Consider the following 20,953-nt stretch of genomic DNA (forward strand, 5'->3'; position numbering starts at 1 on the left):
AGTAATGTAATAGTAGTAAGAGTGTAGCGGGACAGTAATAGAACTATAGTGGGAATGCAATACATAGACAAGTCCTAAGTACCGGAGAAGTATACGAGAAGTAATAACAATACCATCCGAGACCGTATCTGTTAAAATAAAAGGCCGCCCAGACGAGGCAGCCTTTGTTAACAATTGGTTTTTGCTTATGAGAAAATCTTAAAAATTCGTGTTATCCCTCTCTTCACAAAATCAACCACACAGGTGCCTCTACTGTTTCTTACACGAACCTACGCTTCATTTTCAAACAGTAATTTATAATAATTCATATTGGTAGCTTCGTCAAACCCGCGCTCAATCATTTCGCGGTTGCCGTGAATGTACACATGAAAATTCTTATCCAGTTTCAATATACTTTTAAATACTCTCTGCTGTTTCTTTACAGCAGGTGCAGATATTTCAAATTCGTCAGGGATATCTTGCTGAAAATGATTCGCATATTCATTTCGGTACTCTTTAAAAGAAGCTATCGCGTCGGGATGTCCCAGTACTTCTTTTGCGAAATCATCCAGCTGGAATTGCTCTTTTTCCTTGAAATAGGCGGCTGATTTATTTAACAGATCTACCTGATCCACCCTATCCATCTCATACTCTGTTGGTAGTTTATTATGTATAAACTGCTTACACATGTCTACCGCTGTTTCCGTCTGATGGTAGCTATCTTCCCGGCGCTGAACCTGTAGAAAGGCATCTTTCCAGTATACCGCCTCGGTTTGTTTGCTATTACTATCTATAATACTGACCTTAAACCCTTCTGATTCTTCTGTATTAAAAACCAGACAGCCTTTGTCCAGCTTATTAATATTTATACCATCTTCATAATTTACCTGGTAATTTTCATCTGCCAGAAACACTTTTAAATAAGTATCGCGGTTTTCCGACTTGAAAATGCCAATCGCCTCCACTTCTTCACCATCTACCTGGCACTTGCTAAAGTAGGCTATATATAGCTCTCCGCCCTTAATTTTAGGATGGGTGGAATGTTTATATAGATGCTTGGCAATATTGACCGACTGCTCCTGGAATTCATTTTGGTCAGTAAATATACGGCGACAATATTGAAATATTTCATTCAATTGTATATCTGCGTCATGACGGAACCGAAAATATTCCGCGGCATTGGCAAAAGGCTGAATAAAATACGTGATCAATAACTGGCTGATCGTTTCATCCTCCAGCTGCAAAGGCGCTTTGGAACAGAGTAAAGCCTCTTCATTTGAGGAATTCCCTACCTTATGTATTGTCAGGTGCGCCAAATCTTTAAACTCCGAAACATGGATCATGGGCGCAAAATTAATAAATTAGTTGACAAGGCAACGGAACCGATTCTGCCGGGAATTAATTCTTGATAATTTCATTACATAAGCCCCTTCCCGGATGAATACACGAAAAAATCCGGAACAGTTCCTTAATTTAAAGTTTCAAAATCCGATGAACATGCGAAAACAGATATGCCTGATGGCGATGATGACTGGCTGGGGCCTGCCCATGATGGCACAACAACCAACAGCCGCAAGACCCCTATACGAAACACGTGATCTGACAGCAGAAAATATGTTTTCCGTGAATATCGAAGGACCCAACTTTGACAAAGCGGGCAATTTTTATGTCGTGAATTTTAAACAGGATGGTACCGTGGGAAAAATAAATACCCACACCGGCGCCGGTGAAGTATTCGTGACCCTGCCCGATAGCAGCGTTGCCAATGGGATTCATTTTAATAGCAAAGGCGCTATGTTCCTCCCGGACTTTATCAAACACAATGTGCTTACCATAGATATGAAAACAAAAAAGGTAAGCATATATGTCCATTCAGATAAATTCAATCAGCCCAATGATCTCTGTATTAATCGCAAAGACCAGATCTTTGTATCTGATCCCAAATGGGCCAATAACACCGGGCAGCTGTGGCGCATAGATGCCAACCGCACCCCCGTTTTACTGGAAGCCAATATGGGCACCACCAATGGTATAGAGCTGAGCCCCGATGAAAAAACCCTGTATGTAAATGAAAGTGTACAGCGAAAAGTCTGGAAATACGAGGTGGACAAAGCAGGCAACATCTCCCATAAAACCCTGTTCGCGACCTTCCCCGATTTCGGATTCGATGGGATGAAATGCGATAAAGCCGGCAACCTTTATATCGCACGCTGGGGAAAAGGCGTCATCGCCGTCATGTCTCCTCAGGGCACATTGATCCGTGAAATACCACTGAAAGGAAAACAATGCAGCAATCTTGTTTTCGGAGATAAAGATGGTAAAACAGTGTACGTAACCCTGCAGGACAGAAAATGTGTAGAAACATTCAGAGTAGCCATTGCAGGAAGGAAATATTGATATAGCTGTTAGCCATTAGCTGTTAGCTGTTAGCAAAATGCAGCGGAGACATAAGCAAAGTATCCTACACTTACGCTTATGTCTCCGCTGCATTTTGCTAACAGCTAACAGCTAACAGCTAATTCCTTATAATCAGTATCCATCCTTTGTTCTTCGAAACCGGGATGCTGGCGTCTTTTCCAAACACCTGTCCCTGCTGGAAGTTGTGTATATCCGGCGCCGTTATCACTGCCTTTGCAGGGTCTAGTCCAAGGGCTTTCCAGTCGATGGTCAATTTGATAGTGGTATCTTCTGTTGCCCAGCTGGCAAGGGATACCAATACTGCACCGTCTTTCCTGTAGATAGTAGCCGGCACCAACGGATTATTGGTTTTAACCGGATTGTTCTCTACCCAGTAACCAATCATTTTTGTGCCCTGCATACCAAAATCATCCCATACTTTCCAGATAGGACGTGGGTCTGAGTTCTCTGTCCATGGCATGCGGTTAGTCATACCATACACCATACCACGCCATTGATTACCGCCATCCTGCAGCATTTCGCCCATCAATCCAAATGGAATACCACTCACTTCCGTCAGGAAGAAGTCAGGGCTGTTCTTCTCATAGTCGAAGTATTCACCAAACCAAAGCCTGTTCAGGTAAGGGAAGTTCTCCATATAAAGCACCGCACTGTTAATAAATCCATCTGATTTATTATACTGATTCGCAGAGTGCAGGTCTATGATGCCAGGATGATTATCCTTTGTAAGTACACGTTTCACACGTTTCATTGTTACCCGGTCAAAGGCTACATCATCAAGATAGATACCATCTATACCTACGTTTTGTACCAACCAGTTCATGCCTTCCACATAGTAGTTGTGCCAGCGGTTCATGCCACTGTTGATAATAGCGGCATCCTTAAATTCCGGTACAAACCAGGCGGCGATATAATCTTTTGCCACATGCTCCTGCAGCCAGGAGAAGCCACCACCATTGCCCGGGCTGTATACCTCATGCCCCAGGCTACGCAGCGGGAATGTTTCCCAGGCGTGGTTAGAGAGTTCTCTTACCGTATTATAGATCTTTACTTTAAGTCCTTTGTTATGTGCCTCATCGATATAGTCCTTCATCTTTTTCCATTCAATAAATGGATAATTGATCCAGGGATTTATATCAGTACCATGGTGGATGTTCACTACAGTAGCGCCGGTAGCTTTGATGCTGTCCAGGTTATTATACCTGTGATAGAAACGGGTAGACCATTGAAAATCGGTATTAATAGTATGGAACGGCGTAATGATGAGGTGGAAGTTATAATACAATACCTCGCCTTTATGCAGGGTTCTTTCACCGCTATAGCTGTTTACCAGGATCGCCTTTCCTTTTTCGCCGATGGTGATACCGCCTTTATCGCCGTTACCCCAGGAAGTGGGTAGCAGTAATGGTTTTTGCAGGTAGAAGTTGGTGTTCAACGGGCGTACGTAGTTTTCATCCCGGAGATTAAATTGTATCCCTGCGTTAACATCGCCTATCCAGGCGCCGTCCTGATTTTTATTTTTCACATCCCATTTCCAGTCGATCTTTTCCGGGCGCAGGCCTCCTTTCTGATTCAGGCCCATCATGTATTTGGCTGCGCCTTTATCAAATGGCAGGTGCATGGTGATTTCCTTCAGCGACACATCTTCCAGGGCAGTTACTTTTACAGTGTAGTCCATGAAGCCATCAAATTCGAGGGAAGCATTTACTTCCATCTGTAATCCGGTGGTAGTGTTAACAGCCTTCCAGCTGATTTTACCATCTTCTTTGGAAGTGATCTGCCAGCCATTGCTTTGCCAGGGGAGATCCTTGCCGGTAGCGGCAGCTGTGAAATGAAAGTGTACCGGTTCTGTGAAAATATTCTTTGCCTGGGAAGACAAGGTTGTCATTTCAGGGGTAAAGAAAGTTTGTATCTGTGCAGGGAAACCGTCTTTGTTGATCCCTACTTTACGACCCAGTAAGCTGATCACGCTGTCTTTTATTTCCAGCGGTGTATAGGGTGCTGTCAGGGAATTATCCTGTGCCAGCGTGGAGTTCAGCCATTTTAAACGGGTTTGCTTCCAGGGCTCATTAAAGCCACTGTTTACCGCTAGTTTATTCGTTACTGTTAGCGTAATTCTTACCGGCATAGCAGGCATACCGGCAGCGCTGATAGTTACTACTCCTTTATAAACACCTGCTGTAGCAGATGGTGGCACATCTATACCGCACCACAATGCCTGTACCTGATCTGCGGGGATGTTTACCTTAGGTGCAAAAGGTTTGGCATCATAGGTAGTACCACTGGTGTTGATGCAATTCAGCTGAGCAGCGGGAATTGTTTTGCCATCAGGTGCTGTAAGATTTGTAAAAGTGACCTGCACCTCTTTCATATCATGACGGGCATAGATGCCGAGCTGAAAAGCATAGTATTCTCCTTTATCGGCTTCACCGGTGAAGGACTGCGATGGTCCTTTCTTCACCCAGCGTTGCGGCAGATCGTCCGTCATTTTAATGGGAAACTGCCTGTCTTCCGGAAACACCATATAGCCTGCACCGGGGTGTTTTAGCAGCAGTTGTTGCTTTTCTGCTGCGGTGGCAATTACTTCCATTGGGTAAAAGCTGTTGAAAGTATCAATGGCTTCTATTTCCTTTACGGTAGTATTGGGTTTTATACCGGCAGGGATGGATTGCAGCCAGCTGTTATCGGCTGTTTGTTCCGGCGCCAGGTACATGCCTTTGGGGTAGTTATCGCGGCCTTCATTTTTAGAAGGCAGATAATATATGTAGTAGTCGCCTTTACCGGAGATGGGTTCAAAGCAGATATCGCCCTGCTCGCGGGTAAGCGCCAACGTTTTTACATTGGTAATTTTTTGCTTTGTTTTTGCATCCTGGATGATGATACGTTTCATTTCCGGATGTTCATCGCGGCGGCGCCATGGAATGACTACACGGGCCACTTTAGTGGCTCCGTTAAAGCTAACTACTGCACGGTGGTTACCGAGCGAATCCGCGTTCCAGCTATTGTTACCGGAGGTATATTTCAGTTCCTGGGCCAGTGCCGTAGTGAGGAAGCCGAAAGTAAAGCCTGCCAGCAACAATCCTTTCCTGATGTTGCGGGAATGGTGGTTGATCTGATACATGTAGGACGATAAGTTTTTAAATGTTCACCGGTTATAAATTTACTATTGTTGTAGTTTCTTTTCCGGATTATTTTATAAAAGCAAAAGCCCCGTAGAACGGGGCCTGTGCGGGATATTTTAATTAATCGGGTTCTGCACAAGGTTCGGGTCCAGCAGTATTTCCTGTTCAGGAATAAAGTGAATCACCCTTGCATTCGTGTAGGATATGGTTTGCGGATTAGTTTGTACACCAGGATAATTTCTGTAAACGTTACGGTTGTTGCGGAACAGGTCAAATGAGCGGTGTGTTTCAAAGGCCAGTTCCAGACGGCGTTCATCGAGCACTACATCCAATACGCTGGTATACCCTTGCATATTATTCTCACTGAACAGGGCGTTTCCACTTAATCCGGCCCTTGTACGGATAATATTTACATCTGCCAGCGCCGCCGGGTTATTACCCAGTTTAGCATTGGCTTCTGCACGGATCAGGTACATTTCAGCCAAACGTAATACCACCGGTGAGCTAAGAGTAGGTACGTTATCCTGGTTGGAATATTTCAGGATATACCATTTTTCCACACCATTACGCTTAGCGATCACTTTCTGGCCGGCAGCGTTTACAGAATCTTTACCATTAACGCCTTTCAGGTATACTACCTGTATAAAGGCGTTGCGCACATCTTCCCGATGTTTTTGAATCAGGTCACGGAAAGATTGGGAAGCATACATTTCACCATAACCCATACCACCTGGCGACATATAATACATAGAACCAATAGAGCTCCAGGTACGGTCGTCCTGCAGGGTATGATGAATAGCGAAAAGCGTTTCCCTGTTATTTTCATTCGACTTGGTATAGTAACCAGGAAGATCTCCGGTAGACACCAATAAGCGATCTTTCGCATTGATCACAGAATCTGCATAGATACGTGCAGAATCATTTTTCCCCATGTAGAGATAAGTCCTCGCCAATAAAGCCATTGCCGCATCTTTGGTGGCGTAGCTGTTGGTATTGGAGTTATCCATCAGGTCTTTCCCTTTTTTCAGATCAGCTATTACCTGCGCGTATACCTCTTTAACGGTATTACGTTTAGGCATCGCTGTTATATCGAATTTGGTAATCACCGGTACACCCAGATTGGTTTCAGGACTTTGGGTATAAGGGCGGCCAAATGTTCTTACCAGGCTCCAATGAACGAAAGCGCGTATAAACAGGTTTTCACCAATCAGTTGATTTACCGAAGCAGCGCTGTCCTGCGGCATCACGGCCAGCAATTTATTGCAGCCATTGATGGCTTTATATCCCATACGCCAGATCTGCAGCGCATTGCCCTGATTGGTCAGATGTCCATATGTATAAGAGTAAAACAGCGGATCTGTAGTGGCACCACTTAACGCTACATCATCACTGGGAAATTCTCCCATCTGAAAATAGTTACGCGTAAAATTTTCCTCTTTCAATAACGCATAGTTACCGGCAGTAGCTGCCGACCATTTACTCGGATCTCTCAGGATATTATCATCCGGAATAGCACTATATGGATCTTTCTTTAATGAACAGGAACTGGCCACAGTTAACAGTAACAGCCCTGCAAAATATTTTGATAAGTGTTTCATGATCTTCTCTTTTAGCTCCTGTTAAAAATTAATTTCAAGCCCTGCAAACCATTTGGTGCTGGATGGATACTTAATGTAGTTGATACCACGATCATCTACTTCAGGGTCCAGACCGGAGAATTTGGTTAATGTCCACAGGTTATCACCGCCAACAGAAATTCTGGCGTTTCCAATGTGCACGCGGTCCAGCCAGGCTTTCGGCAGTGCATAGCTCAGGTTCACGTTTCTTAAACGCAGGTAGCTTCCGTCTTCCAGGAAACGGGAAGATGGTTTATGTGAGTTTTTATTTCCTTTGATGGTGTACTTCGGATGAGTAGCTACATCACCAGGTTTTTCCCAGCGGCTCCAGCCCTTATCCAGTTCCATCATGTTATAGGTGTAATATGCACCATCATTGTCCATCAGTTCACGGGTGCTGTTATATACATCATTACCGGAAACAAAGGCCAGGAAGGCACTCAGCTGGAAGTTTTTATAAGAGAAGGTATTACGCATACCACCAAAAAGTTTTGGTGTAGCAGAACCTACAATCTGCAGAGACGCATCATTATAATTATTGGTAGTTGTTTTACCGGTTACATTACCGTTAGCATCGGTAGTGAGTTTTTCCCACAACGGATCACCATTGGCAGGATCTACACCAGCCCATTTACGCATATAAAAGCTACGCATATCCTGTCCCTGACGCAGCACAAAGTAACCACTGATAGGATCTACGATCTGGTTTTTACCACCGTATAAATCAGTTACCCTGTTTTTGTTGAAGCCGATATTAAAGTCTGTACTCCATTTGAATCCACCCACCAGGTTATCTGTGCTCAGGTTGATTTCAATACCTTTATTACGCACAGATCCTACGTTCTGTGAAATGTAGCCGTAGCCGGCAGTTCCGGGCAAAGGCACATTAAACAGCAGGTCTTTGCTATCTTTCTGATAAATATCAATGTTCAGGTTAATACGGTTAAACAAGCCCAGGTCAAAACCAAAGTTAGTATTGTAGGCTTTTTCCCAGGAGAGATTCGGAACATTATAAACGCTCTGATAAGCTCCCGGATATCCGTTGTACTGCGTATTGATGGCGTATGCACCTATAGCGCTATAGTCGCCTATTTCAGCATTACCGGTGGTACCATAACTGGCCCTTACTTTCAGGTTGGTGATGGCTTTGATGTTTTTAATAAAACTTTCTTCCGAAACAGCCCATGATGCACCAAAAGCATAGAAGTTACCATACTGTTGATTAGCACCGAATTTCGAAGATCCATCTCTTCTGAAGGAAGAGGTAAAGTAATATTTATAATTGTAGTTATAATTCGCCTGAATGAAGTAGGAATTAAATGCCCGGTCAATTTTTGTTCCACCGATAGACATAGGAGAAGACGTTCCATCCAGTACACTTACGCCCTGCAGAATACCTTTACCTTTTGCATTGATATCATTCAGATTGGCCTGCTGGAATTCAGCACCTACCAATCCATCGATGTTATGTACCTTATTGATCGTATATCTTGCTTTCAACAGGTTGGAGCTGATATAGCTGGCAGTATCCTGGTAATAGTTATACAGATTACCACGATCATCTGACCCGGAAGATGTTCTCACATCACCGTTGCTCTCCTGGTTGAAGTGATAGTACTGCGCGCGGTTGGTAGAGCTGAATGATAACCACTTGGTGATATCATATTCCAGTTTTACCAATGCTTCGAGCGACTGTCTTTTATTTTTGACATAATTATACTGTTGATCGTACAGGAAGTTGCCCATATCGCGACCATACCAGGTAGCAGCGGTTAACGGATTTACCGGTTTACCCTGATCATCATAGGCTTTATCCCACGGCAGGTTGGTATAATACTGATACAGTGAACCATTTGAGTTATCCTTGTCTGTTGTTTGTGTTCCTGCAATATTTACACTCACGCGGAATCTATCAGTGATATTATGATCCAGGTTGAGGCGTGCGCTGAAACGCTCTACACCAGTACCTTTCAGGATACCATCTTCTTTGTAGTAGTTACCACCCAGGTAGAATTTAGTTTTCTCATTACCGCCACTGGTAGATAATTCGTAGTTCTGGTTGCTGGCATTCTGGAAGGCCAGTTTTTGCCAGTTAGTATTAATATTACGGAGAGATGGATCTAAGTCCGCCCCTGCGGCTTTCTGAAGATCATACAGGTCTGTTCCGTTCATCAGGTGAAAATGCCCGGTATTGATCTGAGCTGTTCCGATATTGGTACGGAAGTTCACCTGTGTTTTACCGGCTTTACCTCTTTTAGTGGTAATGACCATTACGCCGTTGGCTGCGCGGGCACCATACAATGTAGTAGCAGCCGCATCTTTCAACACCGTTACACTTTCAATATCACTGGGGTTAGGTAAACCACCAATGATACCATCTACTACTATCAGTGGAGAGTTGCCGGCAGTTAATGTTCCGTTACCACGGATACGGATAACAGGAGCCGCAGAAGGGTCACCGGAGGCGTTTCCAACAAACACACCGCTTACTTTGCCCTGCAGCATTTTGTCCATGCTGCTTGCAGTAACGTCTTTCAGCTTGGTACCGCTTACCGCTTGTGCCGCACCGGTGAGGTTTTTGGTGGTGGTAGTGGTATAACCCATTACAACTACTTCTTCCAGTTTTTTGGTATCTCCTTCCAGCTTAACGCTAATCTCGGAACGACCACCTACCGCTATTTTCTGCGGTATATATCCTATATAGGAAAACACCAGTATACTGGTTTCAGTGGGCGCCTGGATGGTATATTTACCGGTAGCATCGGTGACGGTACCTATGCTGCTGCCTTCTACAGACACGGTTACACCAGGCAACGGATCTTTGGTGACAGCATCGGTTACATAGCCTGTCACCTTTAGCTGTGCGGTACCGGCAGGTGTAATTACAACCAGGTTATTTTCCAGCACACGATAGGTAACATTGGAACTATTGAAGAGCAACTTCATGATGTCATTGATCTTTTTATCTTTCACATCAATGGTCACTGCCTTATTCAGGTCAGCGAAGTTCTCGTTATAGAAGAAGCGGTAGTTGCTGCTACTCTCAATTAGTTTAAATACCTCTTTCACGCTAGCATTTTCAGCATGCAGTTCTTTTATTTTCTCCTGCCCAAAAACACTCGCGGATACTTGTAAAAAACTTCCGAAAATCAGCAGACCTGTCAATTTCGTCATGAGCAATAATTTTCGCCCGGGGCAAAAAAATGCCGCCAGGTTTGCAGTGGATTTCATAAACTTGTATAGATTTTAGTTAAACGAATGATTACGGTGATACGGCCCGTCGCAAAGGCCATTCACCAACACGTGATTTTCGTTGAATTGGGGGTGAGTCGCATCACTCCCAATTTTTTTTTCAGTTGTTCATATCGTGCATGTAAGTTGGTTTTTACAGGTGATGAATGATGATTCTCCTATATGTTCCGGTTGTTACCGTGTCTTAAATGCTTTTATATATTTTTCTTTCAGCTCATTATCCACAGCGAGGGTTACAACACCCTTGTCTATAGTATATTTCAGCGGAGCAGTGAGCTTAAGAATGTTGAGTACCTGTTCCAATGTTTCCTGTCGGAAAGTTCCACTGAAGCGATATTCTTTCAGTTCCTGTTCTTTAAAAATCACCTTTACATTAAACCTGCGTTCCATGGTTACCGCCAGTTCTTCCATGGTTTGAGCGGCTACAATCCAGTTGCCATCTTTCCAGGCGGTATATATTTCTGTGTTGTTCACTTCCCTGCTTTCTATCGGAGCAGCCGTGGAGCTATCTCCGTTAGATGCAGGTATTTTCATATGTTCACTGTCGTTGGTTGTCAACGGTTTCTTATACACAACATGCTGATGTGGTTTCATCATTAGTCCGAAAGGCGTGGTTGTTTTGCTGCCATCAATTTTCACTTCTCCATCTACCAGCGTGGTCACCACGGTTTTATCTTCCGGATATGCCTTTACATTGAAAGAGGTACCCAGCGCGAGTATTCTCAGGTCGGAAGCTCTAACTGTAAAGGGTTTCTGGGCATTGGTATGCACTTTAAAGAAAGCTTCTCCTTCCAGTTTTACTTCACGGCCGCGGAGATTATAAGACTGTGCATACTGCAGTTTACTACCTGCATTCAGCCATACTTCCGTACCATCAGACAATTCGATTTTGGTAGTCGCCCCTTTTGGGCTGGTTACCGTTACCATGGCGTTATTACTATTTTCTTTTTTCAGGGATGACCAGGCATATACCAGGCCACCACCGATTAAGAAAGGCAACGTATAGGATGCAGCTACACGGAAATAATATTTCCATCTGTTTACCACCATCGGTGGCGCTATCGCTGTCCTGTACTGCATACTATCCCAGGCGGCCGTAGTATCATATGCTCCTGACGGTGCAGTTGCCTGCCATACCTCCCTTAGTTGCAGAAAGTAGGACCTGTTCTCTGCCAATGCATTGATCCAGTGTTCCAGTAATTTCTGCTCTTCTGCGGAAATATTGCCGGATAAAAAGCGTGCAATCAGGTCATCTACCTGCTCCTGTGTATAGTTAGGCCCCATAATATAGAAAACAAGTACTAAGACAATATTTAGTATTGTATAGGGTGACAAGACAAGGAAAAAAATTTGCTTTAATTTAACATACTACTTCAGGAGTGGAAGTAATTCGTCCCGTAACCGTTGCAGGGCGCGGGTCATCTGGGTTTTTACTGTGTTGATGGAGATTCCTAAATGTCGGGATATTTCCGGATAACTGAGTTGTTCGAACCGGCTGAGGCGGAAAACATCCTGGCATTGGGGGGGTAATTTCCGGATGGCTTTTTCTGCCAGTTGCTCCAGTTCGGAGGTTTCCAGTTTTTCTGCCGGTGAATGAGATGGAAGACTGAAGAGGGAAATACGGGATTCCAGTTGTTGTATTAATTCGCTGCTGTATTGTGTCCGGATCCTGTTTTGCTTAATAAAATTGAGGCAGTTATTTTGTACAGCCCTGTACAGGTATGCCTTTTCGGACACCTGGATGTCGAGGTCATCATACTTCTCCCATATTTTCATAAAGGTGTCCTGCACAATTTCTTCTGCCAGTTCATGTCTGTTTACAAAATCATAAGCAAATGTGCAGAGCGCAGGATAATACGTTTTGAATAATGATTCAAAAGATGGCATTTGACGTTGTTGCTGGGCAATATTTTTACTTACTTCCTCCAAAGTATTCCGACATCCTCACAAATATGTTCACTGTGCCGAAAAGATACGACAAAGGAGCGAAATGCAGAAAGCAGAAAGCAAAAAGCTAATATGGAGGAGACATAAGCGTAAAAAATACCCGCTTAGATCTCCTCCATATTAGCTTTTTGCTTTCTGCCTTCCGCTCTACATGCACAGCCCTCCGCAGGTGCTGATTGTCTGGCCGGTTACATACCCGCTCATATCAGATGCCAGGAAGAGGCAAACGTTGGCAATATCTTCCGGCGTACCAAAACGGGCCAACGGGATTTGTTCTATATAATTGGCAGCAGCCTCTCCTTCTTTGAGGTAGCTGGTCATATCTGTTTCTACGAAACCTGGTGCTACGGCATTGCAGCGAATGTTACGGCTGCCCAGTTCCTGAGCGATGGATTTGGTAAACCCGATAATGCCTGCTTTGGAAGCAGCATAGCTGCTTTGCCCGGCGTTACCCATAATACCTATTACAGAACTCATATTAATGATGCTGCCACTTCTTGCCTTCATCATAGGGCGTATCACCTGTTTGGTCATATTATATACGCTCTTCAGGTTGATGTTCATCACATCATCCCATTGATCAGGGCTCATACGCAGGAGCAGGTTATCTTTGGAGATACCAGCGTTATTCACACAGATATCAATTTTCCCGAATTCTTTCAAAACTTCTGCTACCAGTGTTTCACATTCTTCATAGACGCCGGCATTAGATTTATATGCCTTTGCTTTTACACCTAAAGCTGTTAGTTTAGCTTCGAGTGCCTGGGCTTTTTCATCAGAACTCACGTATGTAAAAGCTACATTCGCTCCCTGTGCTGCAAATTTTAAAGCAATTGCTTCTCCGATACCACGGCTGGCACCTGTTACAATCGCTACTTTGTTCTCCAGTAATTTCATGTTATAGTTGATAGGTTTTAAGCGTTCATGTTGTTGGCCGCAAATTTCAGGATTTCTTCCAGGTAATTACGGTCATTATTCAGTCTGGGGACTTTATGTTGTCCACCCAGTTTACCTTTACTCTTCAGAAATTCGCAAAAAGTGCCTTCAGGCAATACATGTACTACCGGCATATGTAAAGCGATGTCTTTATATCTTTTTGCCTCATAGTCTGAGTTGATAGCTTTTAACGTGCTATCCAGTACATTGGTAAACCGGTTGATATCGTCCGGAGCAACTCCGAATTCCACCAGCCATTCGTGTCCGCCATTGCCGTGGTCACTGAAATATACCGGTGCGGCGGTATAGTCATTTACAACAGCGCCGGTGGCCTCACAGGCTTTGGCAACTGCTGTATCAGAATTTTCAACGATTACTTCTTCACCAAAGGCGTTGATAAACGACTTTGTTCTGCCACTCACTTTTATCCGGTAAGGAATCAGGGAGGTAAACTGTATGGTATCCCCTACCAGGTACCGCCATAAACCGCCGTTGGTACTGATTACCAGGGCATAGTTTTTACCCAGCTCCACTTCCTGCAATTGTAATGTTTGCGGGTTTTCCTTACCTAATTCCTCCATGGGCATAAACTCATAGAAGATGCCATGGTTGAGGAACAGGAGTAGTCCTTCGTCTCCTATTACGTCCTGGGCGGCAAAAAAGCCTTCGGAGGCGTTATAGGTTTCCTGGTAGTGCATCAGTGGTTTGCGGATTAGTTTTTTAAACTGTTCGCGGTAAGGGGTAAAGCTTACACCACCGTGCATATATAACTCTACATTGGGCCATACATCGGCCAGGTTATCTGTGCCGGTCAGCTCAAATATACGTTTGATCAATACAATGGTCCATGTAGGTACCCCGGCAATCGAGGTTACGTTTTCATGGATCACCGCATTGGCCATGCGTTCTATTTTTTCTTCCCATTCGTCCATGAGTGCAATTTCCAGGTCCGGCGTGCGGATCATGTTGCCATAAAATGGCATGTTTTGCAACATCACTGCGCTCAGGTCTCCGAAATAGGAGTCGCTGTTTTCGGACAATTTATTCACCTGGTGGCTACCGCCGATGACCAGGGATTTCCCGGTAAAAACATCAGAATCAGGGAAATTATTGTAGTAGAGAGAAATCACATCCCTGCCGGATCGGTAGTGACATTCATCCAGACTTTCTACCGTTACCGGAATAAACTTGCTTTTATCGGCAGTGGTGCCGCTCGATTTAGCAAACCATTTAATGGGCGTATTCCAGAGTACATTTTGCTGTCCCTCCATCGTGCGTTGTATATACGGCTTGATGGTATCATAAGTATGAATGGGAACGCGCTGCTTATATTCGTCTATCTTATAAATCTTCGAAAAGCCGTACTGCTTACCGAATTCGGTATACTGAGCGGCACTGATAAGGTTTTGGAATACCTGCTGCTGCACCTGCACGGGATACTGCATAAAATATGCAATACGCCCCATGCGCAATCTTGCCAGTTGTGATATTGCAGGACTTAAAATTCTCATATAGGATGCTGTAGAATTATTTTTATTGTTTAGCTGCTTCGTCCAGGTAATCTTTCCGGCGCAAAATAAAATTCTGGCCAAGATACACTTTTCTTACCTGTTCGTCCTCTGCCAGCTCTTCTGCCGACCCGGATTTAAGGATTTTGCCTTCAAACAATAAATAAGCCCGGTCAGTAATGGACAGTGTTTCCTGTACGTTATGATCTGTAATCAGGATGCCTATATTCTTATATTTCAGCTTGGCTACTATTCCCTGGATATCTTCCACCGCAATGGGATCAATACCTGCGAAAGGCTCATCCAGCAGAATAAATTTGGGGTCTACTGCCAGGGCACGGGCAATTTCGGTACGGCGTCTTTCCCCCCCGCTCAATACATCGCCGGGGCTTTTACGCACGTGTGTAAGCCTGAACTCAGATAGCAGGCTTTCCAGTTTATCCCGTTGCTCGGCTTTTTTAAGGGAGGTCATTTCCAGTACTGCAGAAATGTTATCCTCCACACTCAGCTTCCGGAATACGGAGGCCTCCTGCGGCAGATAACCAATGCCCATCTGGGCTCTTTTGTACATGGGCAACTTGGTAATGTTCTGGCCATCCAGGTACACATTCCCTTCATCCGGCTTAATAAGCCCTACAACCATGTAGAAGGAGGTGGTTTTACCCGCTCCGTTAGGGCCCAGCAGCCCCACTATCTCACCCTGAGACACCTCCACAGATACATGGTTTACCACCGTTCTGTTGCCGTAACGCTTTACCAGCTGGTCTGTATGTATTCTTAATGCCATATGATCAAACTTAGCAAAAATAAACAATTCATTCAGTTAGCCTAGTTATAGTTGTCATAAGATTAAAAATGATCTGATTATAATAATCGGATATCTTATTTTTGCCCGCGTATTTTAGCAGGAATATCGGCATTCGCCGCATTCTTCAAAGCTTATAACTTTATGAAAGTAACTGAACATATTGCCCAGGCCAAAGACACCCTGATTTCTTTTGAAATCCTTCCTCCACTGAAAGGAAAGAGTATTGAGTCTATTTATGACCACCTGGATCCCCTGATGGAATTCAAGCCGGCTTTCATTAATGTGACCTACCACCGCAGTGAGCATATGTTCAAGAAAAAGGCGGATGGCTCCTTTGAAAAAGTAGAAATCCGTAAACGCCCCGGTACTGTTGGTATTTGTGCTGCCATCATGAACCATTACAATATAGATGCCGTTCCTCACCTCATCTGTGGCGGCTTTAGCCGGGAAGAAACAGAAAATGCCCTCATTGACCTGAACTTCCTCGGTATTGACAATGTACTCGTTTTACGCGGTGATGCGCCTAAAAACGAAACTTTTTTTGAACCAGACCCACATGGTCACAGCTATGCCATAGAATTGCTCGACCAGGTTGCCCATATGAATAACGGTGTATACCTGGAAGATGACCTGCAGAGCGGTGTAAAAACCAATTTCTGTATTGGTGTGGCCGGCTATCCAGAGAAACATTTCGAGGCGCCAAATATGCAGACAGACCTGTCTCACCTGAAACGGAAAGTAGAAAATGGTGCTGATTATATCGTTACACAGATGTTCTTCGATAACCAGAAGTTCTTCGATTTTGTGACCAAATGCCGGGAGGCAGGGATTACCGTTCCTATCATTCCGGGATTAAAACCACTTACCTCCAGGAAACAAATGACCATGCTGCCGCGCATTTTCCATGTAGATATCCCTACAGACCTCTCTACAGAGATCCTGAAATGCAAAACAGATAAAGATGTGGAGCTGGTAGGCACCGAATGGCTGATTGCACAGTCTAAAGAATTAAAAGCATTTGGTGTACCGGTATTACACTACTATACCCTGGGCAAACCCAAAGTGGTTCGTGCGGCAGTAGAAGCGATTATGTAATATCAAACCGACTTATAAATAAAAAAGAAGGGAAGGACAGAAGTCTTTCCCTTTTTTCGTTTTCTTTCATATAAAAAAATAATGCCATCACGTAGATACGTAGTGGCATATCCCTATAACTGTCACACTTTTAATTATAACTGTCCAATGATCGAAATCGCCTTACGGTGACCTCTTTCGCTAATAAGACGCGGTAAACAGATTTGTCCCCTACTCCATTTTAAAAAAAATAAAAAGAAGGCGCAAACGCAGCCTTCCCTACCTGGCATAAAAAAAGTTCTTCCCGTCAGGAAAGAACTTCTCTTTTATCCTTGCGCATCTTATCGCTACCAGTCTTCCCGGTCAAACAGAAAGCCAAGGCTCACGCCCCAATACCTGTTTTTTAAATCGCCTGATGATTTATCCAGGTCCACCAGACCATAGCCATAATGTGCAGTCAATGTAAGTAAGCAATTAAATTCTATACCCGCAGTAAAGTTTAATCCTGCGTCCCAGCGTTGCAGATTGATATTGGTTCCGAATATATTAGGGGATCTGTTAAAGTTTAATTGCTGGGAACCCGATTGCACCAGTTTTGTACCATCAAAAGCAGCTACATTATAATGACCGCGTAAGCAGTAAGCAGCATAAGGTCCCGCTCCCACCAGGAGTTTGCCAAAGCTCACCGGTAATTTATATACCATGTTCACCGGTAGTTCCAGGTATTGCAGTTTTAAGCTGGTAGGTCCCGATGCAAAAAGATCGGGATGCAGCACCGTGTAATCGAGACCGGCTCCTTTTACGATATACCCTGCACCTGTTTGCAGGTACCCTCTTTCAAATAACGGGATATTCAGGTAGGCACCGGCTTGCCAGTTGTCCAGGGACGAGGTTCCAGGGGCGGTACTATTTTGGGATGTGGCCAGTCCTGTATTTACGTATCCCCCCCGTATGCCTAAACTTACCTGGGCTTGAGATGAGGAGACAACAAAGAACACAGCTGTAGATAGAAATGTAAAAAATTTCATCAGTAGTTCGCTAATAAGTGTATTAAAAGATAAATGTGACAAACGATTTGGGGAAAAGTCCTATAGCTCAGTCGGTTACTAGCACTAAAGTAAACAAAGGTTTTGATAAAAATAAAAAACCACCCGGTAATTTCGGGTGGTTAATACAAAAATCATTTTGAGTATTCCTTATTTGCCGCCGAACTTATATCCTACGGAAACACCGAAGGAAGTGTTCTTAAATTTGCGGTCATTATTTGTGTTATCGGCAGTATTTATCAATCCGAGATCTGTGTTCAGTCCAAAATAAAGCCCCATAGGCATTTCGTACCCAACATTGATCCCCACTCCTGCATCAAAACGTTTCTGTTTCAATAATAGAGATTCATCGTCATACACGTTGAAATCACCCAAACCAGTATCCTTAATCTTACCGCTGATACCATATGCGAGGTAAGGACCAGCCGACAGTACCAATCTTCCGCTTCCTACTTCAGGCTTGAACATGAAGTGAATTGGCACTTCCAGGTACGATAAGGTGGTTTTCGCATCTGAATTTTTAGCCTTGCCTCCTTTACCGGAATACAGTAAACCTGTTCCGATATAAAATTCATCTGCCAGTGGAATGTCTACAGTAACACCTGCCCTGATACCTGTCAGGATTTTACTGGTTTCTTTAGACGTACCCGTTAAACCCGGGTTTTTAACAGTCATGCTGGAGAACTGGGGTCCTGCAACGATACCCCACTTAGCCTGACCGAAGGAAAGACTGGCGATTAATAAAGCTGCTGCAGATAATAATACCTTTTTCATGTGTGATGTAATTTGAATGATACCAAAAGCGATACCCACAGGCCAGGTATCGCTTTTGTAGTTTTTCTTGATTGCCAACTAATGAATGAACCTGTTTTTTTTGCTTGCTGCTGTTATTACAACTGAATTAGCTAATTGTTTGTTCTTACATTATTTTCCACCAAACAGGTAACCTACAGACACGCTGAAAACACGGTTTTTACTCTTGTCATCAGTGCTGTTATCCTGGCCGGAGCGTACTTTTGCAAACCCAATACCATACTGGGCAGAGATCAGGAAGTTGCTTATTTCAGCACCTACCTGTACGTTACCACCCCAGTCAAAACGTTTGAATTTGTCATAACCCTTGTTAGGATCACCATTGTTAAATGGGGTATCATCATCCCATTTGATGTTGGATGAGCTACTGAGCGTATTTCCAGCAACGGTGTTTTCGTATTTGTTTTTCCCTGCAACACCAAAAGCAAAGTAAGGTCCTGCACCGGCGAATAAGCGGGCATTGGGACCAACCGGTAATTTTGCAATGAAATTCAGCGGAACTTCAATGTAGGATGGATTCGTTGTAAACTTCGAATACGTAGTGGTGGTACTGTTGCTTAAGTCCACCTTAGTTCCTTTCGTAGAATAAAAGACCCCGGGCTGGAAAGACAATATTTTAGGTACTAATGGTAAGTCAACAATGGCACCCACATTAAAACCAGATAAAGAACGGCTGTCTTTTGTATTTCCTGCGTTATCGGTAGTAATGTTTGAAAGATTCCAACCAGCCTTAATACCGACACGGGCCTGAGACATTGCAGCAAACGAAATACTTAATGCTGCAAGGGATAACAATAAAAACTTCTTCTTCATAATCTTTGGTTTTATGGTCTGTTACCCACAAAGCCAAAGACTATGCCAAAGGAACGTTAAAAATACCCAACTAACTGATTATCAAGTATGATTGAGGACCATATTCTACGTTCTACACTCCTATTTCTACAGCTTTGATGCTGTACTTTTGGGCGTTACACGGTCCAAAAACTCCTGTAACTGTTCCACACCCAGCTTTTTTGCCACAATTTTCTTTTTATCATCGAGCAGGTAGATCATTGGAGTGCTGTATACGTCATACAATCTGCGGTAATTGGTCGCAGATTGTGGATCTGAGCCATGTACCCATCCGCTGAGATCGTGGTCTTTAATAAACTGTATCCATTCTTCCCGGGTACCTTCTGTTTTTACGCCTATCATAGCTACTCCTTTGCTTTTCCAGCTTGCTTTATAGGCTGAGTCGAGGCGGGGCAGCTCCGTTTTGCAATGGCCGCAGGTAGGATCCCAGAAAACCAATACCGTATACCTGGACTGGGTTTTATACAAAGAAAGCATATTGGAAGCCGTATCCTTGAACTCCAGTGGGGCAGCCTGTTTTCCGATAAGGTTGGGGGCCATAGTATACGCCCTGTCCACAATTTTATTCAGCTGTTCGTCAGTCAGCCAGAAGGCTTCTCCCGGCACATAGTACTTCTCTACCAGGTGAACGAATACCGCGTCCATGCCCATGTAGGGAGAGCTTTCATAGTTATAGGTAAGCCACCACAGTACAAATTTGAACACTTCTTTGCTTTTGCGGGTGCGGGCAATCAGGGCATCACAATCTACGATAATAGAGTCAGGAGAGGCCATCACCAGTTGTGTGAAGTATTTTTTCAGTTTTCCTTCCAGGATGGGGGTCCTTACCAGGCGGTCACTTTCCAGGTCTACCTCATCCCAGTAGTGCCCCTTGAAATAGCGGTAGGCAAAGGTAGAATCTTCCCCGGCAGGCTGCTGGGGCACTTCCGGCTCCTTCATTGCCAGAAATATGGAGCTGAGAATGGTACCAGGATGTTTACTCACGAAGTTTGTCCGGAATTCCTGGATCTTTTTCCCCAATTCCTTTTGTAATGGCAGCACTTTCGCCGTATCAGCCGCGGTATGCGCTGCCTGCAGTTGTTGCTGGATATTCCGGCTCAGTGTTTCCTGCTGAAACAGGAATTTATTATAAGAAAGGAACAAATCGTTGTCGGGACTGCCTTTGTAAATGGTTTTATTAATAAGATCTGAAGTGTCGAGGGTAACGCTAAAGACCTGTTGTTTATCGATCAGCGCTTCCACGTACTTTTCCTTTCCCGGCAGTACCAGCAGGTAAATGCCCGGGAGCAGCTTTTCCTTGCCTTTCAGGATCGCGTCTCCTGATGGGCTAACATCAGCAGAATCGGCCAGATAGGTAGATCTGCCCATGTAGTGGGCGAGGAAGAATTTACCACCGGTAAAATTTTTCAGTTTAACGGAGATCTGGTATCCCTGTGCCAGCAGGTGCAAGTGCCCTAAAAGGGTGGCTATCAGTATTAAAAATAATTTACGCATAGGATTTCAAAGCAATATGTAAATGTAAGCGGAAAAAAGGAAAAAAGGAAAGCTGCGTGGTGAGTGGTAATTACATGAATTACGGCGT

15 protein-coding genes are annotated in these 20,953 nt (G+C 44.1%); 2 read left to right on the forward strand and 13 right to left on the reverse strand.

Annotated features, from left to right (window positions below):
- Window positions 1-269 precede the first annotated feature (269 nt).
- Complete coding sequence (locus tag AB4Z08_RS33785) at window positions 270-1,322, reverse strand: nucleoid-associated protein (protein ID WP_441578201.1); 1,053 nt, start codon at window positions 1,320-1,322, stop codon at window positions 270-272.
- Between the two features lie 154 nt (window positions 1,323-1,476).
- Between AB4Z08_RS33785 and AB4Z08_RS33790 the strand changes: the two genes are divergently transcribed.
- Window positions 1,477-2,376 (forward strand): SMP-30/gluconolactonase/LRE family protein, encoded by a 900-nt coding sequence (locus AB4Z08_RS33790; RefSeq protein WP_441578202.1) that lies wholly within the window; start codon window positions 1,477-1,479, stop codon window positions 2,374-2,376.
- A gap of 118 nt (window positions 2,377-2,494) precedes the next feature.
- Here AB4Z08_RS33790 and AB4Z08_RS33795 read toward each other — a convergent pair whose 3' ends face one another.
- From AB4Z08_RS33795 to lptB, 8 genes are all read right to left on the reverse strand, one after another.
- Window positions 2,495-5,518: a glycoside hydrolase domain-containing protein gene (locus AB4Z08_RS33795; protein ID WP_441578203.1), complete on the reverse strand. Its 3,024-nt coding sequence runs from the start codon at window positions 5,516-5,518 to the stop codon at window positions 2,495-2,497.
- Window positions 5,519-5,635: 117 nt separating this feature from the next.
- On the reverse strand, window positions 5,636-7,117 hold the full coding sequence (locus AB4Z08_RS33800) for a RagB/SusD family nutrient uptake outer membrane protein (RefSeq protein ID WP_441578204.1): 1,482 nt from the start codon (window positions 7,115-7,117) through the stop codon (window positions 5,636-5,638).
- Between the two features lie 21 nt (window positions 7,118-7,138).
- The gene (locus AB4Z08_RS33805; protein ID WP_441578205.1) at window positions 7,139-10,309 is read right to left on the reverse strand and encodes a TonB-dependent receptor; all 3,171 of its coding nucleotides are present in this window, start codon (window positions 10,307-10,309) and stop codon (window positions 7,139-7,141) included.
- 252 nt (window positions 10,310-10,561) lie between these two features.
- The gene (locus AB4Z08_RS33810; protein ID WP_441578206.1) at window positions 10,562-11,671 is read right to left on the reverse strand and encodes a FecR family protein; all 1,110 of its coding nucleotides are present in this window, start codon (window positions 11,669-11,671) and stop codon (window positions 10,562-10,564) included.
- Between the two features lie 84 nt (window positions 11,672-11,755).
- A complete protein-coding gene (locus AB4Z08_RS33815; protein WP_441578207.1) occupies window positions 11,756-12,316 on the reverse strand; it encodes an RNA polymerase sigma-70 factor in 561 nt (186 codons plus the stop codon).
- A gap of 165 nt (window positions 12,317-12,481) precedes the next feature.
- Entirely contained in the window at window positions 12,482-13,231 is a 750-nt protein-coding gene (gene fabG / locus AB4Z08_RS33820) for a 3-oxoacyl-[acyl-carrier-protein] reductase (RefSeq protein ID WP_441578208.1), read from the reverse strand.
- Between the two features lie 17 nt (window positions 13,232-13,248).
- Entirely contained in the window at window positions 13,249-14,781 is a 1,533-nt protein-coding gene (locus AB4Z08_RS33825; protein WP_441578209.1) for a GH3 auxin-responsive promoter family protein, read from the reverse strand.
- 22 nt (window positions 14,782-14,803) lie between these two features.
- Window positions 14,804-15,565 carry an LPS export ABC transporter ATP-binding protein gene (gene lptB, locus AB4Z08_RS33830; protein ID WP_441578210.1) on the reverse strand — a complete coding sequence of 254 codons (762 nt, stop codon included), beginning with the start codon at window positions 15,563-15,565 and terminating at the stop codon, window positions 14,804-14,806.
- A gap of 162 nt (window positions 15,566-15,727) precedes the next feature.
- On the opposite strand from lptB, the gene metF reads away from it, so the two are divergent.
- Entirely contained in the window at window positions 15,728-16,681 is a 954-nt protein-coding gene (metF, locus tag AB4Z08_RS33835) for a methylenetetrahydrofolate reductase [NAD(P)H] (protein WP_441578211.1), read from the forward strand.
- A 326-nt stretch (window positions 16,682-17,007) separates the two neighbouring features.
- On the opposite strand, the gene AB4Z08_RS33840 is transcribed toward metF, so the two are convergent.
- From AB4Z08_RS33840 to AB4Z08_RS33855, 4 genes are all read right to left on the reverse strand, one after another.
- Entirely contained in the window at window positions 17,008-17,688 is a 681-nt protein-coding gene (locus AB4Z08_RS33840; protein WP_441578212.1) for an outer membrane beta-barrel protein, read from the reverse strand.
- 168 nt (window positions 17,689-17,856) lie between these two features.
- The gene (locus tag AB4Z08_RS33845; protein ID WP_441578213.1) at window positions 17,857-18,480 is read right to left on the reverse strand and encodes a porin family protein; all 624 of its coding nucleotides are present in this window, start codon (window positions 18,478-18,480) and stop codon (window positions 17,857-17,859) included.
- 150 nt (window positions 18,481-18,630) lie between these two features.
- Complete coding sequence (locus AB4Z08_RS33850; RefSeq protein ID WP_441578214.1) at window positions 18,631-19,332, reverse strand: porin family protein; 702 nt, start codon at window positions 19,330-19,332, stop codon at window positions 18,631-18,633.
- 126 nt (window positions 19,333-19,458) lie between these two features.
- On the reverse strand, window positions 19,459-20,865 hold the full coding sequence (locus AB4Z08_RS33855) for a redoxin domain-containing protein (RefSeq protein WP_441578215.1): 1,407 nt from the start codon (window positions 20,863-20,865) through the stop codon (window positions 19,459-19,461).
- Window positions 20,866-20,953: the final 88 nt, after the last annotated feature.

Source organism: Chitinophaga sp. RAB17 (assembly GCF_052114225.1).
Taxonomy (GTDB): domain Bacteria; phylum Bacteroidota; class Bacteroidia; order Chitinophagales; family Chitinophagaceae; genus Chitinophaga.